The organism is Pseudomonas sp. NPDC087803 (assembly GCF_044742995.1).
Classification (GTDB): domain Bacteria; phylum Pseudomonadota; class Gammaproteobacteria; order Pseudomonadales; family Pseudomonadaceae; genus Aquipseudomonas.
Genome location: NZ_JBIUVO010000003.1, coordinates 64,061 through 82,464 on the forward strand (window position 1 = coordinate 64,061; position 18,404 = coordinate 82,464).

Below are 18,404 nucleotides of genomic sequence, written 5' to 3' on the forward strand. Positions count from 1 at the left end.
TTACGCAGCTGACCTCACAAATCGCTTCGCAGCCAGGAAACCGACCGTGCAGGCAACAGCCGTCGCAAACGTCCCCCAAGCCCAATCCATCAAACTCACCTGCACCGACCACCCGCGCAGCGTCGCCCAGTTGGTCAAGTCATAAGTGCCGTACGCCACCAGCCCCAACAACGCGCCCATGCGTGCCGCGCGTTGCCAGCTCAGCGCCGGCAACACCACAAACTGCAAGCAACCAAAAACGTACAGGCAATAAAAAACCGCGGCCGGTAACAGCAGCGGTTTTTCGAGCATCAGCGAACCGAGCAGTTCGCGATAGGTTGGCGCCATCAGCACACCGAGCCAGATTCCATCGAGCAACAGAAACGCCAGCAGTGTGGCGCCATAGGCAATCAACGCTTTCTTCATCTGCAAACCCTCATGTAGGAGCTGCCGCAGGCTGCGATCTTTTGCCTTTGAAAATCAAAAGATCGCAGCCTGCGGCAGCTCCTACATGGGGCCGGCGGGCACTCAGGTTAGTTCAATGCGATCAGCATGAATGACGATCTTGCCTTCCTTGTACAGCGAACCGATGGCCTTCTTGAAGTTGCCCTTGCTGACGCCGAACAGACTGCTGATCAATGCCGGATCGCTCTTGTCGCTGACGGCCAGCGAGCCATCGTTTTCGCGCAACTTGGCGAGGATCTTCGAGCTCAGACTGCTCGCCGCTTCCTGCCCAACCGGTTGCAGGCTGAGGCTGATCTTGCCGTCGGCGCGTACTTCCTTGATGAAGCCTTTCTCGCGCATGCCGGAACGCATGAACTTGAAGATCTCATTCTTGTGGATCAAGCCCCAGTGCTTGTTATTGATGATCGCCTTGAAACCCATGTCGGTGGCTTCGGCCACCAGCAGATCAACTTCCTGCCCGGCGCTATAGTTGGCCGGGGTCTTGTCGAGGTAGCGATCCAGACGTGCGGTTGCGGTGATGCGGCGCGTGTGTTTGTCGAGGTATACGTGCACCACGCAGTATTCGCCGGCGGTCATCTGCCGCTTTTCTTCGGAATACGGCAGCAACAGATCTTTCGGCAGGCCCCAATCGAGGAACACGCCGATGCTGTTGATTTCAACAACTTTCAGGCTGGCAAATTCGCCGACCTGCACTTTTGGTTTTTCAGTGGTAGCGATAAGTTTGTCATCGCTGTCCAGATAAATAAAAACGTTGAGCCAGTCTTCATCTTCGCTGGGAATATCTTTAGGGATATAACGGTTGGGCAAAAGAATCTCGCCGTCGGCACCGCCGTCCAGATATAAACCGAAGTTAGTGTGTTTAACCACTTGCAAACTGTTGTAACGCCCGACTAAAGCCATTTTCCAGAACCCTCATTGCGTGGCGGCATTCTACCCGGTTTTGCCGGTTCCGTTCGCTGGCTGAGCAACCCGTTCGAGAAAATCCGCGGGACACCGTGATTTTCCTGGGGCTGGCGCGCCAGGGTTGCCACTCGTCTGGCCAGCGCAGCATCGGTCAGGCCAATTCACTCAAGATATTTTCAGTTGAAATGAACAAATGATCGTATTTAAAACAGTAGCTTAGGCGGATATTTCGAATAATTAATCGAGAATAATCCACCCATGCGCTCAGTTATTCCGGGGGATATTTATCAAGCAATTGTCAAGTTATTCCTGTACGATGCCTGGCCGAGTTACTTTTCTACAGGTTAATGGCCGCCATGCGTGTAAAAGCATCCACCAGCAAAGCAAAGCCAGCTCCCGCCGTTGAAACCAGCGAATCGATCAACGATCAAATCGCAGCGTTCCTCAAGTCCGGCGGCGAAATCCAGCAAATTGCCAAAGGCGTCAGCGGCCAGACGTTCGGTCCGTCCAAGCAGATCAGCCTGGGCAAGAAGTAACACCCGGTAATACACCCGTCCTGAGACGCTTTGAGCTTCGAAGCGTCTGGACTGGCACCCGCGCAACACCCTCCTTGTGTTTAACCAATCTGTTGAAAATCGACGAACGGCCATCATTGCCGAGCATTCGCCGGTATCCTTGCACGCGTCTGGATCAAGCGTTTCAGCAGGCTCACGCCCTGCCCTCGCTGTTCATGGAGTGACGCATGCTCAAACCAACTTCCTGTTTACTGCTGGTAGGCCTGCTGGTCTGCTCGACTGCGCACGCGCAGATTTTCCAGCGCGAGCTTGGCGACTTCGACCTCAAACTCGGCACCACGCCCAGCCGCAGCATGGCTCAAGGGCTGGTCAAACCGGCGGCAGTCGGCTCGTTCCACGGCGGCCTCGATCTGAGCCACGACAGCGGCCTGTATGTCGGTCAGTACGCCCCGAGCATGGGCCTCACACCGGGCAAGAACCTCGAAATCGACTCCTATGTCGGCTTCAAACAACCTTTCGATCAGACCCTCGGCTATGAAGTCGGGATGATCCACTACAGCTATCCCAAAGTGGACACCCTCGACAGCCAGGAAGTGTTCGGCGGCCTGACCCTGCTCGGCAGCCGCTTCGGTGTGGCCTTCAGCAACGACCCGGACAAACAGAACAACACGCTGTTCGCCGACCTCGGTGGCAATCAGCCGTTCGGCATCGGGATCAGCATGAAATACACCACTCATCAACTGAATACGCCGGTGTCGGTGGACGGTGGTTACGTCAGCAGTTTTACCGATTGGTCGGTGAAATTTTCCCGGCCGTTCATGGGCGTCGATCTCGACCTGATCTACAGCAACTCCAACCTCAGTGGCAGTGATTGCTCGGCCTATTCCGGCCACAACAGCGAATGCGACGGGCTGGTCACGCTCAAGGCCGAACGCGCGTTCTATTGATCGGCTGAACTGCCGGGAGCTTCCTGCGTTCACATAAGAATCAGACGCCAGGCTCTCGCAAGGATTCGCTCATGTCTCGCTGGTTCAAAACCCTCGCCACCCTGCTGATCGTCACCCTCGCCCTGGGCGCTTGCAGCCGTGTCGGCCTGGCCTACCGCAATCTCGACGTGATCATTCCATGGACGCTCGGCGACTACCTAGACATGACCGGCGAGCAAAAGGACTGGTTCAACGAACGGCTCAAGGAACACCTGAACTGGCACTGCACCACGCAACTGCCGGGTTACCTCGACTGGCTGGATCGCTTGCAGGCAATGGTCGAAACCAATCAGGTCACCGACGCTGCGCTGCAAGCACGAAACGAGGAAGCGAAAAAAGCCATTGCCGACACCGCACGCCAGATCACGCCGTCGGCCATCGAATTACTCCAAGGGCTGGACGATAAACAGGTCGCGGAAATGAACGACGCGTTCGCCAAGGATCTGCGCAAACGGGAGAAGGAATACGTCAAACCACCACTGGCGCAGCAGATTGCCGAACGGGGCGCACGGATGGACAAACGCCTGACCGATTGGCTTGGCCCGTTGAGCGCCACTCAGGAACAACGGGTGATGGCCTGGTCGACCGCGCTGGGCGAGCAGAACACCCAATGGATCGCCAACCGCGCGCATTGGCAGCAGCAGTTCAGCAACGCCGTCGCCCAGCGTAAGAGTCCTGAATTCCCACAGCGAATCGAGACGCTTCTGGTCAACCGGGAGCGCTTATGGACAGCGGATTACCAAAAAGCCTACGCCAATACCGAAGCGCAGGCGCGTTCGCTGGCGGTTGATCTGATGGCCGAGAGTACGCCGCAACAGCGTCAGCGTTTGTTGAAGAAAATTGAGGGTGTGCGCAAGGACTTCAATGACCTCAAATGCCTCAAGGCCGCACAAAAACCTTGAATCAGACGTCAAACCAATGTGGGAGCAGGCTTGCTCGCGAATGCGGTGGGTCATTCACCATTTATGTGTCTGACACACCGCATTCGCGAGCAAGCCCGCTCCCACAAAGGCTATCAGGCAATCTGCGCCTTTGAAGCCACTTCATCAAATGTCGCTTCATCCAGCGCATCTTGCTGCTCGTCCAGCACCTGCCGCGGATGATCATTTCCGGGAATGCTGCTGTCGATCAGGCTCAGCAGACTTGATCCGCGCGGCGTCAGAATAAAATTGCTGCCAGTACTGCCCATATGATCCGGGCGCGGTTCGATAAATCCACGCTCAAGCAACAAGCCTTCATATTCGCAGGCCAGCGTTTTCAGGTGATCCAGATTCTCGATCGGCTCGCCTGCACTGGCTTTCTGCGCCGCATAGTCCTCGGCATATTTTCGCGGCGCGAAACTTTCGCCTGCACTGTTCTGTACTTCATGGAGCAAGCGTTCAATCAAATCCCAGTTGTAAGTCGTCATCCTGATTCAACCTCCGGTGCACGTGATTTGGGGCGCTGTCATAGGTTGTGACCGGTGCCTGTCGCCGCCGTTCAGCCGCATTTCACGCCGCGACCGACCGGCGGTCTGTCGAATTGTTCGAGGGTTAAACGACTAGTCTGACAAAGACGGTTTCAACCCCGCAGGAGAAATCATCATGAACGTCGAGAATCATCCGGTGGTATCGCGCGAAGAATGGCTCGCTGCGCGCAAGCAACATCTGGCCGAAGAAAAGGCCTTCACCAAAGAACGCGACCGCCTCAGCGCCAAACGCCGCGCATTACCGTGGGTCAAAGTCGACAAGGACTACCGATTTCACGGCCCAAACGGCGAACTGAAACTGGCCGACCTGTTCGGCAAACACAGCCAGTTGATCGTGTACCACTTCATGTTCGCCAAGGACTGGGAGGAAGGCTGTCAGGGCTGCTCGTTCCTGTCCGACCACATCGACGGCGCCAACCAGCACCTGGCGCATCACGATATTGCCGTGGTCGCGGTTTCCCACGCACCGTTCGATGAGTTTCAGGCATTCAAGCGACGTATGGGCTGGAAATTCGACTGGGTGTCGTCAGACGGTTCCGATTTCAACTACGACTTTGGCGTTTGCGCCAGAGCCCAAGACGCCGAGGCCGGAAAGGCTACTTACAACTACGAAAAGACTGACAGCGCCGAAGAGGAAATGCCGGGGCTGAGTGTGTTTTACCGCAATGAATCCGGGGAGATTTTCCATACCTATTCAACGTATGCGCGTGGGCTGGATATGTTGGTAGGGGCTTACAACTATCTCGACCTCACGCCCAAGGGCCGCAATGAGGACGAGATCATGGAATGGGTACGACACCACGACCGATATGAGGGAGAAACAAAATCAAGTTGCTGTCATGGAAGTTGATAAACCTGTGGGGGCACGCCTTGCTGGCGCCCACATTTCTGAACTTTTAATGTCATCCGGCCCTCCACCGGTTAACCCGCCTTAACCGGAACGGAGGCCCGCCCCCCATGAAAACCCTGCTCAAGCTCACCCTCGCCGCCACCCTCGCCTGCGCCCTGCCCGTGTGGGCGTGCACACCCGAGGAAGCCACCGCCAAACGTGAACAACTGGCCAAGGAAGTGGCGAAGCTCACCGAACAGAACCCGGCCAAGGCCAAGGAGATCAACGCCGAGTTGCAGAAAATGGACTTGGGCACGGCCAGCGCCGATCTGCCGGACAAGTGCCAGTTGATTGATCAGCGCTTGAAAGAGCTGGATTCGGCCAAGAAGAAAACCGAGGGTTAATCACCTCAGAATCAAAATATCGCAGCCTGCGGCAGCTCCTACACCGATACCTGTAGGAGCTGCCGCAGGCTGCGATCTTTTGATCTTTAAAATGCACAAATGCATTTATTTTCTTGCATAAACGCATACACATACTAAGGTTACCTCGAGCAAGGAGATCGGCACCGTTCATCGCAGATGAAAACCGTTAACCACCGATCGCTCGGCAATACCGCAATACAACCACAAGCTGGACGCTTGTTTTCATTCATGGAGGACTGAAAAATGTTAACCAATCAAGCAACATCGTTTACCGGCGAGAGCCTGCCAAGGTGCCTCGTCGGCCACCTGCTCGACCCGCAGCTGGTCGAGGTTGAAGCCACTGCGCAAAATGCGGCACTGGCCGCCGCCAACCTCAACTTCACCATGCAAAAACAAACCCAGACCAACTGGTGCTGGGCCGCCGTTTCCGCCTCGGTCGGCAACTACTACGGTACCGGGAACTGGACCCAGTGCGGCGTCGCCAGCACCCAACTGGACCGCAATTGCTGCAGCCAGCCGGGACCGTGCAACGTCTACGGCTATCTGGATTCGGCCCTGCAAACCACCCGCTGCTACAACGGGATGAATCAGGGCTCGCTGCAGATGTCGGCCATCCAGAACCAGATCAACATGGGCCGCCCGGTCGGCCTGCGCTGTGCCTGGTACGGCGGTGGTGCGCACTTCCTGACGATCTACGGCACCAACGGCAACTACGTGCTGATCGCCGACTCGATCTACGGTTACTCGACCCGCGCCCTGAACTCATTCCCCGGTTCGTACAACGGCGGCGGCAACTGGACTCACACTTACTTCACCGCGAAAAACTAGGAGGGCGATATCATGCAACTGACTTATCCAAAGGCGCCTTCCAACGGCGTACAGACTTTGCGTCCGGTGCTGCAAGCCGCGCTGCAAAACCAGGGCTTCGGTATCAACCGCCAGTTCGCCAATGCGACATCGGCCAACGTCAGCCTCAGCGAAGCCTATCGTGGCTACTCGCTGACACTCGACGATCTGAGCCAGGGCAAGGGTCTGAAAGACGCACGCATCGGTGACTGGCACTACCTGGTTTTTGCCGACGGCGTGAGCATTGCCGATGCGCAACTGGCTGAGGTACGTGGCCATGTCGAGTTCGCTTCGCTGAACCACGGCACCCGGGCCGCCGACACCGTGGGCGCGCTGAAACTGGCGGAACAGGCGCCGCAATTGCAGGGCAAGAGCGTCGAATTGCGCGTGCTGTTTGTCTCGGCACTGCACGTCGTGGCGATCTGGCTGCATGCTGACGGTGAGGATGTCCTGATCCCGATCGAACCAACGCCGAAAGAGCTGGGGGGTTCGCGGTTGTACAGCGAAGCCGCGCTGCTCGCGTTGCTCAAGCCGGCGGCAGATCGCGCCAGACAGCGCTTTGACGCGGACACCAGCGGCCAGTTGGGCAACTGACAAACCCTGCGCATAAAAAAACCCGGACACTGTCCGGGTTTTTTATTGCCTGCGAAACGCCTTACTCAGCCGCTGGCTCAGCCGGCTTGCGACGCTTGAGCGGAGCCATGCCGTCGCTGCTCACCAGCGAATCCGGCTTCGGCCGGTTGGCGCTCTTGCGCTTGGTCGGGGTCTTGGCGGCGGTTTTCTTCTTGTCGCCCTTGGCGTCGGTCTTTTTCTTCTTCACACCGACGGCTTTGCCCGAGGCCTTGACCTTTTTCGGCCCGCCGTAGGTGCCTTTGACTTCCTTGATGGTGCGGCGCTCGAAGCTCTGCTTCAGGTAGCGCTCGATGCTCGACATCAGGTTCCAGTCGCCGTGGCAGATCAGCGAGATCGCCAGACCGTCGTTACCGGCACGGCCGGTACGACCGATGCGGTGCACGTATTCGTCGCCGCTGCGTGGCATGTCGAAGTTGATCACCAGATCCAGTCCATCAACGTCCAGACCACGGGCCGCGACGTCGGTCGCTACCAGGATCTTCACGCCGCCCTGCTTCAGACGGTCGATCGCCAATTTGCGATCCTTCTGGTCTTTCTCGCCGTGCAGCACAAACGCCTTGTATTCCTGAGCCACCAGACGGCCGTAGATGCGGTCGGCCATGGCACGGGTGTTGGTGAAGACGATGGCCTTCTGGTAGGTCTCGTTGGCCAGCAGCCAGTTGACGATCTGTTCTTTGTGCTGGTTGTGGTCGGCAGTGATGATCTGCTGACGAGTGGTCGAGTTCAGCTGGCTGACCGCGTTGAGCTGCAGGTGCTCAGGGTTGTTCAGCACCTTGGCGACCATTTCACGCAGGCCGGAACCGCCGGTGGTGGCGGAGAACAGCATGGTCTGCTGACGGTTCGGGCATTCGTCGACCAGACGCTGCACGTCTTCGGCGAAACCCATGTCGAGCATACGGTCGGCTTCGTCGAGCACCAGTACTTCGACTTCTTTCAGATCGAGGTTGCCGGCGTTGAGTTGCTCGATCATCCGGCCCGGGGTACCGATCAGGATGTCCGGCACCTTGCGCAGCATCGCCGCCTGGACCTTGAAGTCTTCGCCGCCGGTGATCAGGCCGGACTTGATGAAGGTGAACTGCGAGAAGCGTTCAACTTCTTTCAACGTCTGTTGGGCCAGTTCGCGGGTCGGCAGCAGGATCAGGGTCTTGATGCTGACGCGGATCTTGGCCGGGCCGATCAGGCGGTTGAGGATCGGCAGGACAAAAGCGGCGGTCTTGCCGCTACCGGTTTGCGCCGTCACCCGCAGGTCACGCCCCAGGAGCGCCAGCGGAATGGCCGCTGCTTGCACAGGCGTTGGCTCGACAAATTTCAGCTCGGCCACGGCTTTGAGCAGGCGTTCGTGCAGGGCGAATTGGGAAAACACGGGTGCTACCTCGAAGATATGCAAAAAAACAGCTGCATAGGTTACCGGTTTCGAGCGCTCAGGCCGAGTTTCTTTATACAAACGGGCGTAATCAGTGGCTTTTTTGTTGCTCGATTTGTCTCCAACGGTAATACACAGCGTCTTAAATGCTCTAATCGCCCATCGCGTCTTACAGAAGAATCGTTGCTCACATGGATTTCAAACAGCTCTGGCTCAACGCCCAAGACCTCTGGGGTGCCCTCGAACAGCACCCGCTCCTGCAATCCGGCCTGGCGCTGATGCTGCTATTGGTGATCGCGCTGGTCCTCGGACGAGTGGCGCGCTATCTGATCCTGCATGCCAGCCGCATGCTCGGTCGCCAGCCGGCGCTGCACTGGCTCAACGACTTTCGCCACAACAAGGTCTTTCAGCGCCTGGCGCAGATGACGCCGTCGCTGGTGATCCAGTTCGGCCTGCACCTGGTGCCGGAACTGAGCAAAACCGCGATGCTGTTCCTGAGCAATGTCGCGCTGTCGTTCACCATCCTGTTCTTGCTGCTTTCAGTCAGCGCCCTGCTCAATGCGCTGCTGGACATCTACGCGCGCACCGAACACGCCCGCACCCGCTCGATCAAGGGCTATGTGCAACTGGCGAAAATGGTTCTGTACGTGTTTGGCGCGATCATCATCGTCGCCACCCTGATCGACCGTTCGCCGCTGTTGCTGCTGTCCGGTCTGGGTGCGATGTCGGCGGTGATTCTGTTGGTCTACAAGGACACATTGCTGTCGTTCGTTGCCAGCGTGCAACTGACCAGCAACGACATGCTGCGCGTCGGCGACTGGATCGAAATGCCGCAAGTCGGCGCCGATGGCGACGTGGTCGACATCACCTTGCACACGGTCAAGGTGCAGAACTTCGACAAGACCATCGTCTCGATCCCGACCTGGCGCCTGATGTCCGAATCGTTCCGCAACTGGCGCGGCATGCAGCAGTCCGGCGGCAGGCGAATCAAGCGCAGCCTGTTCATCGATGCCAGTGGCGTGCGCTTCATCCGTGACGATGAGGAAGAAAAACTCTCCCAGGTGCACCTGCTGAGCGGTTACATGGCCCGCAAGAAAGCCGAGCTAAAGGCGTGGAACGAAGCGCAGGGGAATGTGGCGGCGATGTCGGCCAACCGCCGGCGCATGACCAACATCGGCACCTTCCGCGCTTATGCGCTGGCGTATCTGAAGAGTCACCCGGAGGTGCAACCGAACATGACCTGCATGGTCCGGCAGATGCAGACCACCGCGCAGGGCATTCCGCTGGAGATCTACTGCTTCACCACCACCACGGTGTGGGCCGATTACGAACGGATTCAGGGCGATATTTTCGACTATCTGCTGGCGGTGCTGCCGGAGTTTGGTTTGAGCCTTTATCAGCAGCCAAGTGGTGGGGATTTGCGTTCGGGGTTGTTGCCGGCTGTACTCGGCTCAGCGCACATACCAGAACCACAACAACACCTCCTATAACCCCACAGATCAAAACTGTGGGAGCGGGCTTGCTCGCGAAAGCGTCAGGTCAGTCAACATAATCGTTGAATGACGCACCGTCTTCGCGAGCAAGCCCGCTCCCACAGGGGTTATGCGGTGGCTTGGGAATTGCGAATCCCCAACCGGCTGATCCATACGGCAGCCAGAATCACACTCCCGCCCAGCAACAACCTTCCCAGTTCCTCATGCTGATTCCAGATCAGCAAATTCAGCAGCAAGCCCACCGGCACATGCAGGTTGTTCATCACCGCCAGCGTGCCGCCGTTGACCATGCACGCGCCCTTGTTCCACCAGTACATCCCCAACGCGGTCGAGACCAGGCCGAGGAACAGCAACACGCCCCACTGCAAGGATGCTTCGGGCAAGAAGTTGGACTTGCCGAACAGCAGAAACGCCGGCAACACCACCGCCAGTGCGCCGAGGTAGAAGAAGCCGAAACGCCGGTAATGCGGCAGGTCGCTTGGGTGTTTCGCCACCAGATGCTTGTACAGCACCTGGCCTGCGGCGTAGGTGAAGTTGGCCAGTTGCAGCAGCAAAAAGCCCATGAAGAAGTCCGGATTGATCCGGTCAAAACGGATCACCGCCGCGCCGCCCACCGCCACCAGTGCCGCCACCAGCGCCCATGGATTGAAGCGCCGGTTCAGCGCATCTTCGATCAGCGTCACGTGCAGTGGTGTGAGGATGGTGAACAGCAACACTTCCGGCACCGTCAGCACGCGGAAGCTCAGGTACAGGCAGACGTAGGTGATGCCGAACTGCAACGCGCCGATCAGCAGCATGCCGCCCATGAACGCCGGTTCCACCGAACGCCAGCGGGTCAGCGGAATGAACACCAGCCCGGCCAGCACCACGCGCACCAGCACCGCGAAGTAGCTGTCGACGTGTCCGGCCAGGTATTCGCCGATCAGACTGAAGGAAAACGCCTGAATCAGCGTGACAAAAAGTAGATAGCCCATGGTCGCCTCTGTTTCGAATGGCGGCGACGATAGCGGTTTTTACATTCTGCAACCAACACAAAATCCCTCTGTAGGAGTGAGCCTGCTCGCGATTGCTGTGTGTCAGTCAACATCGATGTGACTGAACGATCGCTATCGCGAGCAGGCTCACTCCTACAGGGAATCCGTCGCTCACTGAATTGCAGGCAAAAAAAAGCCCGATCTCGCTAAAGCGTTCAATCGGGCTACAGCACTCAGGAGCAACAAGTGCAAAGGGAGGTTCGATGCGCGTAGAGCCTTGAAGGGGTTGCGCCGGGTCACTAGAACAACCGGCGATTATCTGGGGATTAACCTGTCAAGCGACCTGGGACAGTTTGGCGTTGGCCTGATTCAGGCCCTTCTCCTGGAAGTCGCCGCCCAGGTTCATGCCTTCGGCGTGAATGAAGGTCACGTCGTGGATGCCGATGAAGCCCATGACCTGACGCAGGTACGGTTCCTGATGGTCGGCCGGGCCGCCGGCGTAGATGCCGCCGCGAGCGGTGAGCACGTAGGCACGCTTGCCGCTGAGCAGGCCTTGCGGGCCGGTTTCAGTGTACTTGAAGGTCACGCCGGCACGCAGCACGTGGTCGAGCCAGGCCTTGAGGGTGCTCGGGATCGCGAAGTTGTACATCGGCGCAGCCATCACCAGCACGTCGGCGGCCAGCAGTTCATCGGTCAATTCATTGGAGCGATCCAGCGACACTTGTTCGTTGGCGTTGCGCTGCTCGGCGGGCTTCATCCAGCCGCCCAGCAGGTTGCTGTCCAGGTGTGGAACGGGGTTCACGGCGAGGTCACGCACGGTGATCTGATCGTTGGGGTGCGCGGCTTTCCACTGAGCGATGAAGGTTTGGGTCAGTTGCCGGGAAACCGAGTCTTGCTGACGGGCGCTGCTTTCGATGATCAGAACGCGGGACATGCTGTGTAGCCTCCATCCGAGAATGTTGTAGGTCGATGGAGTGAAGGTTAAACAGGGATGGATCGATGAAAAAGCGCAAATAATTGCTGCAAAAGATCGAATAATTCGTTTAGATGCACTTTGTACCCTTGTAGGAGTGAGCCTGCTCGCGATTGCGGCGTGTCAATCGACGCATTCTCTGACTGACACACCGCTATCGCGAGCAGGCTCACTCCTACAGAGGATTGCCGTTATTTCGGGGTGCAGCTCAGGTCGATTCGCAGCCTGATGATCTCGCGGGAGAACTTGGCCGTGGCGTTCGTATGTTTGCGGGCCGGGACCTCGATGTTGCGCGTACGGGGTGCTTCCGGGCCATTGTTGAACACGACTTTGCAGGTCGCGTCCACGTCGCCGTAGTTGGCGACCCGAATCGAGCCGATGTCCTTATCGGTGTCGTAGGTTTCGTAGTCGATCTTCAAGCCATTGAGGTTTTTCTGCACGTCGATCGGGTAAGCAAACGCCGTCAGCGGCAGCAGCGCCAGCACCACACAACAGAATTTTTTCATTCGCCAGTCTCCTTGAGGGACGGCCAGCTTAGGACAAGAGGAGCTATTGATGAAAGCGCCCCGCGTGACCCTTGATCAATGGCGAACATTGCAGGCCGTGGTCGACCACGGCGGCTTCGCCCAGGCCGCCGAGGCTCTGCACCGTTCGCAATCGTCGGTGAGTTATACCGTCGCCCGCATGCAGGACCAGCTCGGTGTGCCGTTGCTGCGCATCGACGGGCGCAAAGCGGTGCTCACCGAGGCGGGCGGCGTGCTGCTACGGCGTTCACGACAACTGGTGAAACAGGCCAGCCAACTGGAAGACCTCGCCCACCATATGGAACAGGGCTGGGAGGCCGAGGTGCGGCTGGTGGTCGATGCCGCCTATCCGAGCGCCCGCATTGTCCGCGCGCTGACCGCGTTCATGCCACAGAGTCGCGGCTGCCGCGTGCGGCTGCGTGAAGAAGTATTGTCGGGGGTCGAAGAGGTCTTGCTCGAAGGCGTCGCCGATCTGGCGATCACCGGCCTGAGCATTCCCGGTTACCTGGGCACGGAATTGAGTGACGTCGAGTTTGTCGCCGTCGCCCACCCGGATCACGCGCTGCACCGGCTCAATCGCGAACTGAGCTTCCAGGATCTGGAAACGCAGATGCAGGTGGTGATCCGCGACTCCGGCCGCCAGCAACCGCGCGACGTCGGCTGGCTCGGCGCCGAACAGCGCTGGACCGTCGGCAGCCTCGCCACCGCCGCCACGTTCGTCAGCAGCGGCCTGGGCTTCGCCTGGCTGCCGCGGCACATGATCGAACGCGAATTGAAGGAAGGCACGCTCAAGCTGCTACCGTTGGATCAGGGCGGCAGCCGCAACCCGAGCTTCTATCTGTATTCCAACAAGGACAAACCGCTGGGCCCGGCGACACAGATCCTCATCGAACTGCTGCGTACCTTCGACACCTTGCCGCTGGACGCACCGTTCGCCGCCCCTGAACAAGCCTGACACGGAGTTCACCGATGGCCTATTTCGAGCACGAAGGTTGCAACCTGCACTACGAGGAATATGGCCACGGTACGCCGTTGCTGCTGGTTCACGGGCTCGGCTCGAGCACCCTGGACTGGGAAATGCAGATCCCGGCGCTGTCGGCGCACTACCGGGTGATCGTTCCGGACATACGCGGTCACGGTCGCTCTGACAAACCCCGCGAGCGCTACAGCATCGCCGGTTTCAGCGCCGACCTGCTGGCACTGATCGAGCACCTGAACCTCGGCCCGGTGCACTACGTCGGGCTGTCGATGGGCGGGATGATCGGCTTTCAGTTCGGCGTCGATCAGCCGCACATGCTGAAAAGCCTGACCATCGTCAACAGTGCCCCCGAAGTCAAAATCCGCAGTCGCGACGACTATTGGCAGTGGTTCAAGCGCTGGAGTCTGATGCGCGTACTCAGCCTCGCGACCATCGGCAAGGCCTTGGGCAGCAAACTTTTTCCCAAGCCTGAGCAGGCCGAACTGCGGCAAAAAATGTCCGAGCGCTGGGCAAAAAACGACAAACGTGCTTATCTCGCCAGCTTCGATGCGATTGTTGGCTGGGGCGTTCAGGAACGACTTTCGAGAATTTCCTGTCCAACCCTCATCGTCAGCGCCGACCGTGACTACACACCCGTCGCGCTGAAAGAAACCTATGTAAAACTGCTGCCCGATGCGCGGCTGGTGGTGATCGCCGATTCGCGCCACGCCACCCCGCTCGATCAACCCGAACGCTTCAATCAAACGCTGCTGGAGTTTCTTGCCGCAGCCGATATTCAATCTCAGGATCACTGACCCATGCTGAAAAAACTCGCCCTCGCCGCTGGTACTGTGCTGTTTGCTGCCAACCTGATGGCTGCCACCCCGGCCAAGGCACCGCACGTGCTGCTGGACACTAGCAACGGCCAGATCGAAATCGAACTGGACCCGGTCAAGGCGCCGATCAGTACCAAAAACTTTCTGGATTACGTCAACAGCGGCTTTTACACCAACACCATTTTCCACCGTGTGATCCCGGGCTTCATGGCTCAGGGTGGCGGCTTCACGCCACAGATGCAGCAGAAAGACACCAAGGCGCCGATCAAGAACGAACACAAAAACGGTCTGGCCAACGTCCGTGGCACCTTGTCCATGGCGCGCACCTCCGTACCTGATTCGGCGACCAGCCAGTTCTTCATCAACGTCAAGGACAACGATTTCCTCGACCAGGGTGATGGCTACGCCGTATTCGGCAAAGTGGTCAAAGGCATGGACGTGGTCGACGTCATCGTCAACTCGCCAACCACCACCAAACAGGGCATGCAAAACGTGCCTTCCGACCCTGTGATCATCAAGTCGGCCAAAGTCATCGACTAAGCTGTACAGGGCGTATCGAGCGGCGCGGGCGTGATGCCACGCCGCTCACACCGATAAAAGGAGAGCCCGGCTTCCGGGCGGTTATCTGATGCTCTATCGCCGTTTCGAACAACTGATCGACATATTCCGCGACGCTCCGACGGCGTCCCCTCCAGATCGTGTCTGGCCCTTCTATACCTATTACCTGAAACAAGTCTGGCCGAGCTTTGCCGCTCTGCTGGTGGTCGGTCTGTTTGCCGCGTTGATCGAAGTGGCGCTGTTCAGTTACCTGAGCCGCATCATCGACCTGGCCCAAGGCACGCCCAACCCGAATTTCTTCAGCGACCACGCCCTCGAACTGACGTGGATGGTGGTGGTTGCGCTGGTGCTGCGGCCGATCTTTTTCGGCCTGCACGATCTGCTGGTGCATCAGACCCTGAGCCCGGGAATGACCAGCATGATCCGCTGGCAGAACCACAGTTACGTGCTCAAGCAGAGCCTGAACTTCTTCCAGAACGACTTCGCCGGGCGTATCGCCCAGCGCATCATGCAGACCGGTAACTCGCTGCGTGATTCGGCGGTGCAAGCGGTGGATGCGCTGTGGCACGTGGTGATCTACGCGATCAGTTCGCTGGTGCTGTTCGCCGAAGCCGACTGGCGCCTGATGATCCCGCTGCTGACGTGGATCGCCGCCTACATCGGCGCGCTGTATTACTTCGTGCCGCGGGTGAAAGAGCGTTCGGTGGAAGCTTCCGACGCGCGCTCGAAACTGATGGGGCGGATCGTCGACGGCTACACCAATATCGCCACCCTCAAGCTGTTCGCCCACACCAATTTCGAACAGCACTACGCCAAGGAAGCCATCGAAGAACAAACGGTCAAGGCGCAGATGGCCGGGCGCGTGGTGACCAGCATGGACGTGGCGATCACCACCATGAACGGCCTGCTGATCGTCGGCACCACCGCGCTGGCGCTGTGGCTGTGGACCCAGTCGCTGATCACTGTCGGCGCAATTGCGCTCGCGACCGGACTGGTGATCCGCATCGTCAATATGTCCGGCTGGATCATGTGGGTAGTCACCGGCATCTTCGAAAACATCGGCATGGTCCAGGACGGTCTGCAGACCATCTCGCAACCGGTCAGCGTCACCGATCACGAGCAAGCCAAACCGCTGGCCGTGGCCCGTGGCGAAGTGCGTTTCGAGCACGTGGATTTTCACTACGGCAAGAAGAAAGGCATCATCGGCGACCTTAACCTGACCATCAAACCGGGCGAGAAAATCGGTTTGATCGGGCCGTCCGGCGCCGGCAAATCGACCTTGGTCAACCTGCTGCTGCGCCTCTACGACGTCGAGGGCGGACGCATCCTGATCGACGGGCAGAACATTGCGGAAGTCGGCCAGGAAAGCCTGCGCGCACGCATCGGCATGATCACGCAGGACACCTCGCTGCTGCACCGCTCGATCCGCGACAACTTGCTCTACGGCAAGCCTGACGCCACCGACGCCGAACTCTGGGACGCGGTGCACAAGGCCCGCGCCGACGAGTTCATTCCGTTGCTGTCGGACGCTGAAGGTCGCACCGGTTTCGATGCGCACGTCGGCGAACGCGGGGTGAAATTGTCCGGCGGTCAACGTCAGCGCATCGCGATTGCCCGGGTACTGCTCAAGGACGCGCCGATCCTGATCATGGACGAAGCGACCTCGGCACTCGACTCGGAAGTCGAAGCGGCGATCCAGGAAAGCCTGGAAACCCTGATGCAGGGCAAAACCGTGATCGCCATCGCCCACCGCCTCTCGACCATCGCCCGCATGGATCGGCTGGTGGTCCTGGAAAACGGCCAGATCGCCGAGAGCGGCACCCACGCCGAACTGCTGGCGCATCGCGGGCTGTATGCGCGGTTGTGGGCGCACCAGACCGGGGGGTTTGTCGGAATCGATTGATCACAAAAAACCCGATTCTGTGAGCTTTTGTGGCGAGGGAGCTTGCTCCCGCTCGGCTGCGCAGCAGGCGCAAAGCCCGCCAACCGAGAAAGTCTGACACTACCGGTGCAGATAGTTTTGGGACAGCTTCGCTGTCCAGCGGGAGCAAGCTCCCTCGCCACACAATGTTTGTCCACCAGAAAACCGCCCCAGCCCGCCAACCACGGGCTCTGGCGGTTTTTTCATGCCTGCTGGAAATCCATCCAAAGCCTGCTGTACTCAGCCAAGGTTCCAGCACGGAACCTGTCGTAAATCTGCAGGGACGCACAACGTCGGCGGCTGGGCGATCGCGCAGTTGTGGATGTTCTGGGTCGCGCCGCTGCTGGGTGCGGTGGTGGGCGGGACGATTTATCGCTGGCTGGGTAGAGAGGAATCCTGAAACTACCGCCTCCCTGTAGGAGCTGCCGCAGGCTGCGATCTTTTGACTTTTAAAGATCAAAAGATCGCAGCCTGCGGCAGCTCCTACAAGGGGATCTAGGTTTGGCGGTAGGGCAAGGCTGTTCTGGCTTCCTCGGCGTACGCAAGAACGCCGGCGCGCTCTTGCTGCAGGAAATCTTTAACTGCGGCCTTCAGGCCCGGATGGCGCAGGTAGTGCCACGAATGGGTGATCACCGGCTCAAACCCGCGAATCAGCTTGTGCTCGCCCTGCGCACCGGCATCAAAACGCTGATACCCCTGGGCAATCGCATAGTCCATGCCCTGATAGAAACACGTCTCGAAATGCAGTCGGTCGAACTCCGCCAGACACCCCCAATAGCGTCCGTAGAAGCTGTCGCCGCCGACCAGACTGAACGCCATCGCCACCGGACGTGAACCCTGTCTGGCGAAGACCACTCGAATCGCCTCCGGCATCCGCGCGGCCAGCAGGCTGAAGAACTCGCGCGTCAGGTACGGCGCCTGGCGGCGCACCGCATAGGTGTTGGCATAGCAGGCATAGACAAAATCCCACTGTGATTCGCTGAGTTGCCGCCCTTCCAGCCATTCGAACTCGAAGCCCTGCCCCGCCACCTGTTCGCGTTCCTTGCGCATCTGCTTGCGCTTGCGCGAACTGAGCACATCGAGAAAGTCCTGGAAGTCGCGGTAACCGCGATTCTGCCAGTGATACTGACAGCCGATACGCTGCAGCCAGCCCGGCTGCTCGGCCATGGCGGCGTCAGTGAACGGGTCGGTGAAATTGATGTGTGCGCTGGAAAGCTCTTCGATTTCCAGATAGCCCGGCAGGCTCTTGAGCAGTTCGAAACCGTCCTCGACCCGGGCGGCCAGCAAGCGCGGACCGCTGACCGGACTGAACGGCACCGCCGTCAGCAGCTTGGGGTAGTAGTCGATACCGGCGCGAGCGCAGGCATCGGCCCAGCCGTGATCGAACACGTACTCGCCGTAGGAATGCCACTTGCGATAACTGGGCAGCGCCGCGAGGAGTTGGCCGTCTTCGATATGCAGCAGATGCTCGGGTTGCCAGCCTGTGTGGGGCCCGACGCTGCCGCTGTCTTCCAGCGCACTGAGGAACGCATGGCGCAGAAAGGGCTGGTTCTCGGGCACCAGCGCATCCCATGTCGCCGGGGTGATTTCCGACAGGTTTTGCAGACGTTGCAACGGCATCAACTGGCTCTCCACATCTTGGCGTCAAAGCCCCGCGAGTATCGCTGATCGGCATCCATTGCACACGCTCAATCGGCCGACAGCGCTCTAGCTCAATAGTTCACGAGCGCTTTATATCGTCATCGACATGACATC

20 protein-coding genes and 1 pseudogene are annotated in these 18,404 nt (G+C 58.9%); 13 read left to right on the forward strand and 8 right to left on the reverse strand.

The window, feature by feature from the left end; all coding sequences use genetic code 11:
• Both ACIOUG_RS04700 and ACIOUG_RS04705 read right to left on the reverse strand, forming a co-directional pair.
• Positions 1–405 carry a DUF2177 family protein gene (locus ACIOUG_RS04700; protein WP_401062903.1) on the reverse strand — a complete coding sequence of 135 codons (405 nt, stop codon included), beginning with the start codon at positions 403–405 and terminating at the stop codon, positions 1–3.
• Positions 406–507: 102 nt separating this feature from the next.
• Positions 508–1,344: a S1-like domain-containing RNA-binding protein gene (locus ACIOUG_RS04705; protein ID WP_115987802.1), complete on the reverse strand. Its 837-nt coding sequence runs from the start codon at positions 1,342–1,344 to the stop codon at positions 508–510.
• 350 nt (positions 1,345–1,694) lie between these two features.
• Here ACIOUG_RS04705 and ACIOUG_RS04710 point away from each other — a divergent pair, with 350 nt between their 5' ends.
• The 3 genes from ACIOUG_RS04710 (at position 1,695) to ACIOUG_RS04720 (ending at position 3,750) form a co-directional block, all read left to right on the forward strand.
• Entirely contained in the window at positions 1,695–1,883 is a 189-nt protein-coding gene (locus tag ACIOUG_RS04710; RefSeq protein WP_016985943.1) for a hypothetical protein, read from the forward strand.
• 206 nt (positions 1,884–2,089) lie between these two features.
• A complete protein-coding gene (locus tag ACIOUG_RS04715) occupies positions 2,090–2,809 on the forward strand; it encodes a TorF family putative porin (RefSeq protein WP_401062905.1) in 720 nt (239 codons plus the stop codon).
• Between the two features lie 71 nt (positions 2,810–2,880).
• Positions 2,881–3,750: a DUF6279 family lipoprotein gene (locus ACIOUG_RS04720; RefSeq protein WP_401062906.1), complete on the forward strand. Its 870-nt coding sequence runs from the start codon at positions 2,881–2,883 to the stop codon at positions 3,748–3,750.
• A gap of 113 nt (positions 3,751–3,863) precedes the next feature.
• On the opposite strand, the gene ACIOUG_RS04725 is transcribed toward ACIOUG_RS04720, so the two are convergent.
• Positions 3,864–4,256 (reverse strand): transcriptional regulator, encoded by a 393-nt coding sequence (locus ACIOUG_RS04725; RefSeq protein ID WP_401062907.1) that lies wholly within the window; start codon positions 4,254–4,256, stop codon positions 3,864–3,866.
• Between the two features lie 175 nt (positions 4,257–4,431).
• On the opposite strand from ACIOUG_RS04725, the gene ACIOUG_RS04730 reads away from it, so the two are divergent.
• The 4 genes from ACIOUG_RS04730 (at position 4,432) to ACIOUG_RS04745 (ending at position 7,010) form a co-directional block, all read left to right on the forward strand.
• Complete coding sequence (locus ACIOUG_RS04730) at positions 4,432–5,166, forward strand: DUF899 domain-containing protein (RefSeq protein WP_401062908.1); 735 nt, start codon at positions 4,432–4,434, stop codon at positions 5,164–5,166.
• Between the two features lie 107 nt (positions 5,167–5,273).
• Positions 5,274–5,549 carry a hypothetical protein gene (locus tag ACIOUG_RS04735; protein ID WP_401062909.1) on the forward strand — a complete coding sequence of 92 codons (276 nt, stop codon included), beginning with the start codon at positions 5,274–5,276 and terminating at the stop codon, positions 5,547–5,549.
• Positions 5,550–5,813: 264 nt separating this feature from the next.
• Positions 5,814–6,398 carry a papain-like cysteine protease family protein gene (locus ACIOUG_RS04740; RefSeq protein ID WP_401062911.1) on the forward strand — a complete coding sequence of 195 codons (585 nt, stop codon included), beginning with the start codon at positions 5,814–5,816 and terminating at the stop codon, positions 6,396–6,398.
• A 12-nt stretch (positions 6,399–6,410) separates the two neighbouring features.
• The gene (locus ACIOUG_RS04745; RefSeq protein WP_401062913.1) at positions 6,411–7,010 is read left to right on the forward strand and encodes a hypothetical protein; all 600 of its coding nucleotides are present in this window, start codon (positions 6,411–6,413) and stop codon (positions 7,008–7,010) included.
• A 61-nt stretch (positions 7,011–7,071) separates the two neighbouring features.
• Here ACIOUG_RS04745 and ACIOUG_RS04750 read toward each other — a convergent pair whose 3' ends face one another.
• Positions 7,072–8,412: a DEAD/DEAH box helicase gene (locus tag ACIOUG_RS04750; protein WP_401062915.1), complete on the reverse strand. Its 1,341-nt coding sequence runs from the start codon at positions 8,410–8,412 to the stop codon at positions 7,072–7,074.
• A 191-nt stretch (positions 8,413–8,603) separates the two neighbouring features.
• Here ACIOUG_RS04750 and ACIOUG_RS04755 point away from each other — a divergent pair, with 191 nt between their 5' ends.
• Positions 8,604–9,902, forward strand: coding sequence for a mechanosensitive ion channel family protein (locus tag ACIOUG_RS04755; protein ID WP_401062916.1), 1,299 nt, complete (start codon positions 8,604–8,606; stop codon positions 9,900–9,902).
• Positions 9,903–10,012: 110 nt separating this feature from the next.
• On the opposite strand, the gene ACIOUG_RS04760 is transcribed toward ACIOUG_RS04755, so the two are convergent.
• The 3 genes from ACIOUG_RS04760 to ACIOUG_RS04770 form a co-directional block, all read right to left on the reverse strand.
• The gene (locus ACIOUG_RS04760) at positions 10,013–10,879 is read right to left on the reverse strand and encodes a carboxylate/amino acid/amine transporter (RefSeq protein ID WP_401062918.1); all 867 of its coding nucleotides are present in this window, start codon (positions 10,877–10,879) and stop codon (positions 10,013–10,015) included.
• A gap of 334 nt (positions 10,880–11,213) precedes the next feature.
• The gene (locus tag ACIOUG_RS04765; RefSeq protein ID WP_401062920.1) at positions 11,214–11,813 is read right to left on the reverse strand and encodes an FMN-dependent NADH-azoreductase; all 600 of its coding nucleotides are present in this window, start codon (positions 11,811–11,813) and stop codon (positions 11,214–11,216) included.
• Between the two features lie 230 nt (positions 11,814–12,043).
• Positions 12,044–12,358, reverse strand: a complete 315-nt coding sequence (locus ACIOUG_RS04770; protein WP_401062922.1) for a 3-phosphoglycerate kinase — start codon at positions 12,356–12,358, stop codon at positions 12,044–12,046.
• 49 nt (positions 12,359–12,407) lie between these two features.
• Between ACIOUG_RS04770 and ACIOUG_RS04775 the strand changes: the two genes are divergently transcribed.
• From ACIOUG_RS04775 to ACIOUG_RS04795, 5 genes and pseudogenes are all read left to right on the forward strand, one after another.
• Positions 12,408–13,331, forward strand: coding sequence for a LysR family transcriptional regulator (locus ACIOUG_RS04775; protein WP_401062923.1), 924 nt, complete (start codon positions 12,408–12,410; stop codon positions 13,329–13,331).
• A 14-nt stretch (positions 13,332–13,345) separates the two neighbouring features.
• Positions 13,346–14,149, forward strand: coding sequence for an alpha/beta fold hydrolase (locus ACIOUG_RS04780; protein WP_401062925.1), 804 nt, complete (start codon positions 13,346–13,348; stop codon positions 14,147–14,149).
• 3 nt (positions 14,150–14,152) lie between these two features.
• Complete coding sequence (locus ACIOUG_RS04785; protein WP_401062926.1) at positions 14,153–14,710, forward strand: peptidylprolyl isomerase; 558 nt, start codon at positions 14,153–14,155, stop codon at positions 14,708–14,710.
• Between the two features lie 88 nt (positions 14,711–14,798).
• Positions 14,799–16,631, forward strand: coding sequence for an ABC transporter ATP-binding protein (locus ACIOUG_RS04790; RefSeq protein WP_401062928.1), 1,833 nt, complete (start codon positions 14,799–14,801; stop codon positions 16,629–16,631).
• A 310-nt stretch (positions 16,632–16,941) separates the two neighbouring features.
• Positions 16,942–17,049 (forward strand): annotated as a pseudogene (locus ACIOUG_RS04795) (aquaporin); the annotation flags it as partial.
• 95 nt (positions 17,050–17,144) lie between these two features.
• On the opposite strand, the gene ACIOUG_RS04800 reads toward ACIOUG_RS04795, so the two are convergent.
• Positions 17,145–18,269 (reverse strand): GNAT family N-acetyltransferase, encoded by a 1,125-nt coding sequence (locus tag ACIOUG_RS04800; protein ID WP_401062930.1) that lies wholly within the window; start codon positions 18,267–18,269, stop codon positions 17,145–17,147.
• Positions 18,270–18,404 lie beyond the last annotated feature (135 nt).

Coding starts and splice junctions, on each gene's coding strand:
- ACIOUG_RS04700 (WP_401062903.1), bottom strand. CDS start 405: ATGAAGAAAGCGTTGATTGCCTATGGCGCCACACTGCTGGCGTTTCTG.
- ACIOUG_RS04705 (WP_115987802.1), bottom strand. CDS start 1,344: ATGGCTTTAGTCGGGCGTTACAACAGTTTGCAAGTGGTTAAACACACT.
- ACIOUG_RS04710 (WP_016985943.1), top strand. CDS start 1,695: ATGGCCGCCATGCGTGTAAAAGCATCCACCAGCAAAGCAAAGCCAGCT.
- ACIOUG_RS04715 (WP_401062905.1), top strand. CDS start 2,090: ATGCTCAAACCAACTTCCTGTTTACTGCTGGTAGGCCTGCTGGTCTGC.
- ACIOUG_RS04720 (WP_401062906.1), top strand. CDS start 2,881: ATGTCTCGCTGGTTCAAAACCCTCGCCACCCTGCTGATCGTCACCCTC.
- ACIOUG_RS04725 (WP_401062907.1), bottom strand. CDS start 4,256: ATGACGACTTACAACTGGGATTTGATTGAACGCTTGCTCCATGAAGTA.
- ACIOUG_RS04730 (WP_401062908.1), top strand. CDS start 4,432: ATGAACGTCGAGAATCATCCGGTGGTATCGCGCGAAGAATGGCTCGCT.
- ACIOUG_RS04735 (WP_401062909.1), top strand. CDS start 5,274: ATGAAAACCCTGCTCAAGCTCACCCTCGCCGCCACCCTCGCCTGCGCC.
- ACIOUG_RS04740 (WP_401062911.1), top strand. CDS start 5,814: ATGTTAACCAATCAAGCAACATCGTTTACCGGCGAGAGCCTGCCAAGG.
- ACIOUG_RS04745 (WP_401062913.1), top strand. CDS start 6,411: ATGCAACTGACTTATCCAAAGGCGCCTTCCAACGGCGTACAGACTTTG.
- ACIOUG_RS04755 (WP_401062916.1), top strand. CDS start 8,604: ATGGATTTCAAACAGCTCTGGCTCAACGCCCAAGACCTCTGGGGTGCC.
- ACIOUG_RS04760 (WP_401062918.1), bottom strand. CDS start 10,879: ATGGGCTATCTACTTTTTGTCACGCTGATTCAGGCGTTTTCCTTCAGT.
- ACIOUG_RS04765 (WP_401062920.1), bottom strand. CDS start 11,813: ATGTCCCGCGTTCTGATCATCGAAAGCAGCGCCCGTCAGCAAGACTCG.
- ACIOUG_RS04770 (WP_401062922.1), bottom strand. CDS start 12,358: ATGAAAAAATTCTGTTGTGTGGTGCTGGCGCTGCTGCCGCTGACGGCG.
- ACIOUG_RS04775 (WP_401062923.1), top strand. CDS start 12,408: ATGAAAGCGCCCCGCGTGACCCTTGATCAATGGCGAACATTGCAGGCC.
- ACIOUG_RS04780 (WP_401062925.1), top strand. CDS start 13,346: ATGGCCTATTTCGAGCACGAAGGTTGCAACCTGCACTACGAGGAATAT.
- ACIOUG_RS04785 (WP_401062926.1), top strand. CDS start 14,153: ATGCTGAAAAAACTCGCCCTCGCCGCTGGTACTGTGCTGTTTGCTGCC.
- ACIOUG_RS04790 (WP_401062928.1), top strand. CDS start 14,799: ATGCTCTATCGCCGTTTCGAACAACTGATCGACATATTCCGCGACGCT.
- ACIOUG_RS04800 (WP_401062930.1), bottom strand. CDS start 18,269: ATGCCGTTGCAACGTCTGCAAAACCTGTCGGAAATCACCCCGGCGACA.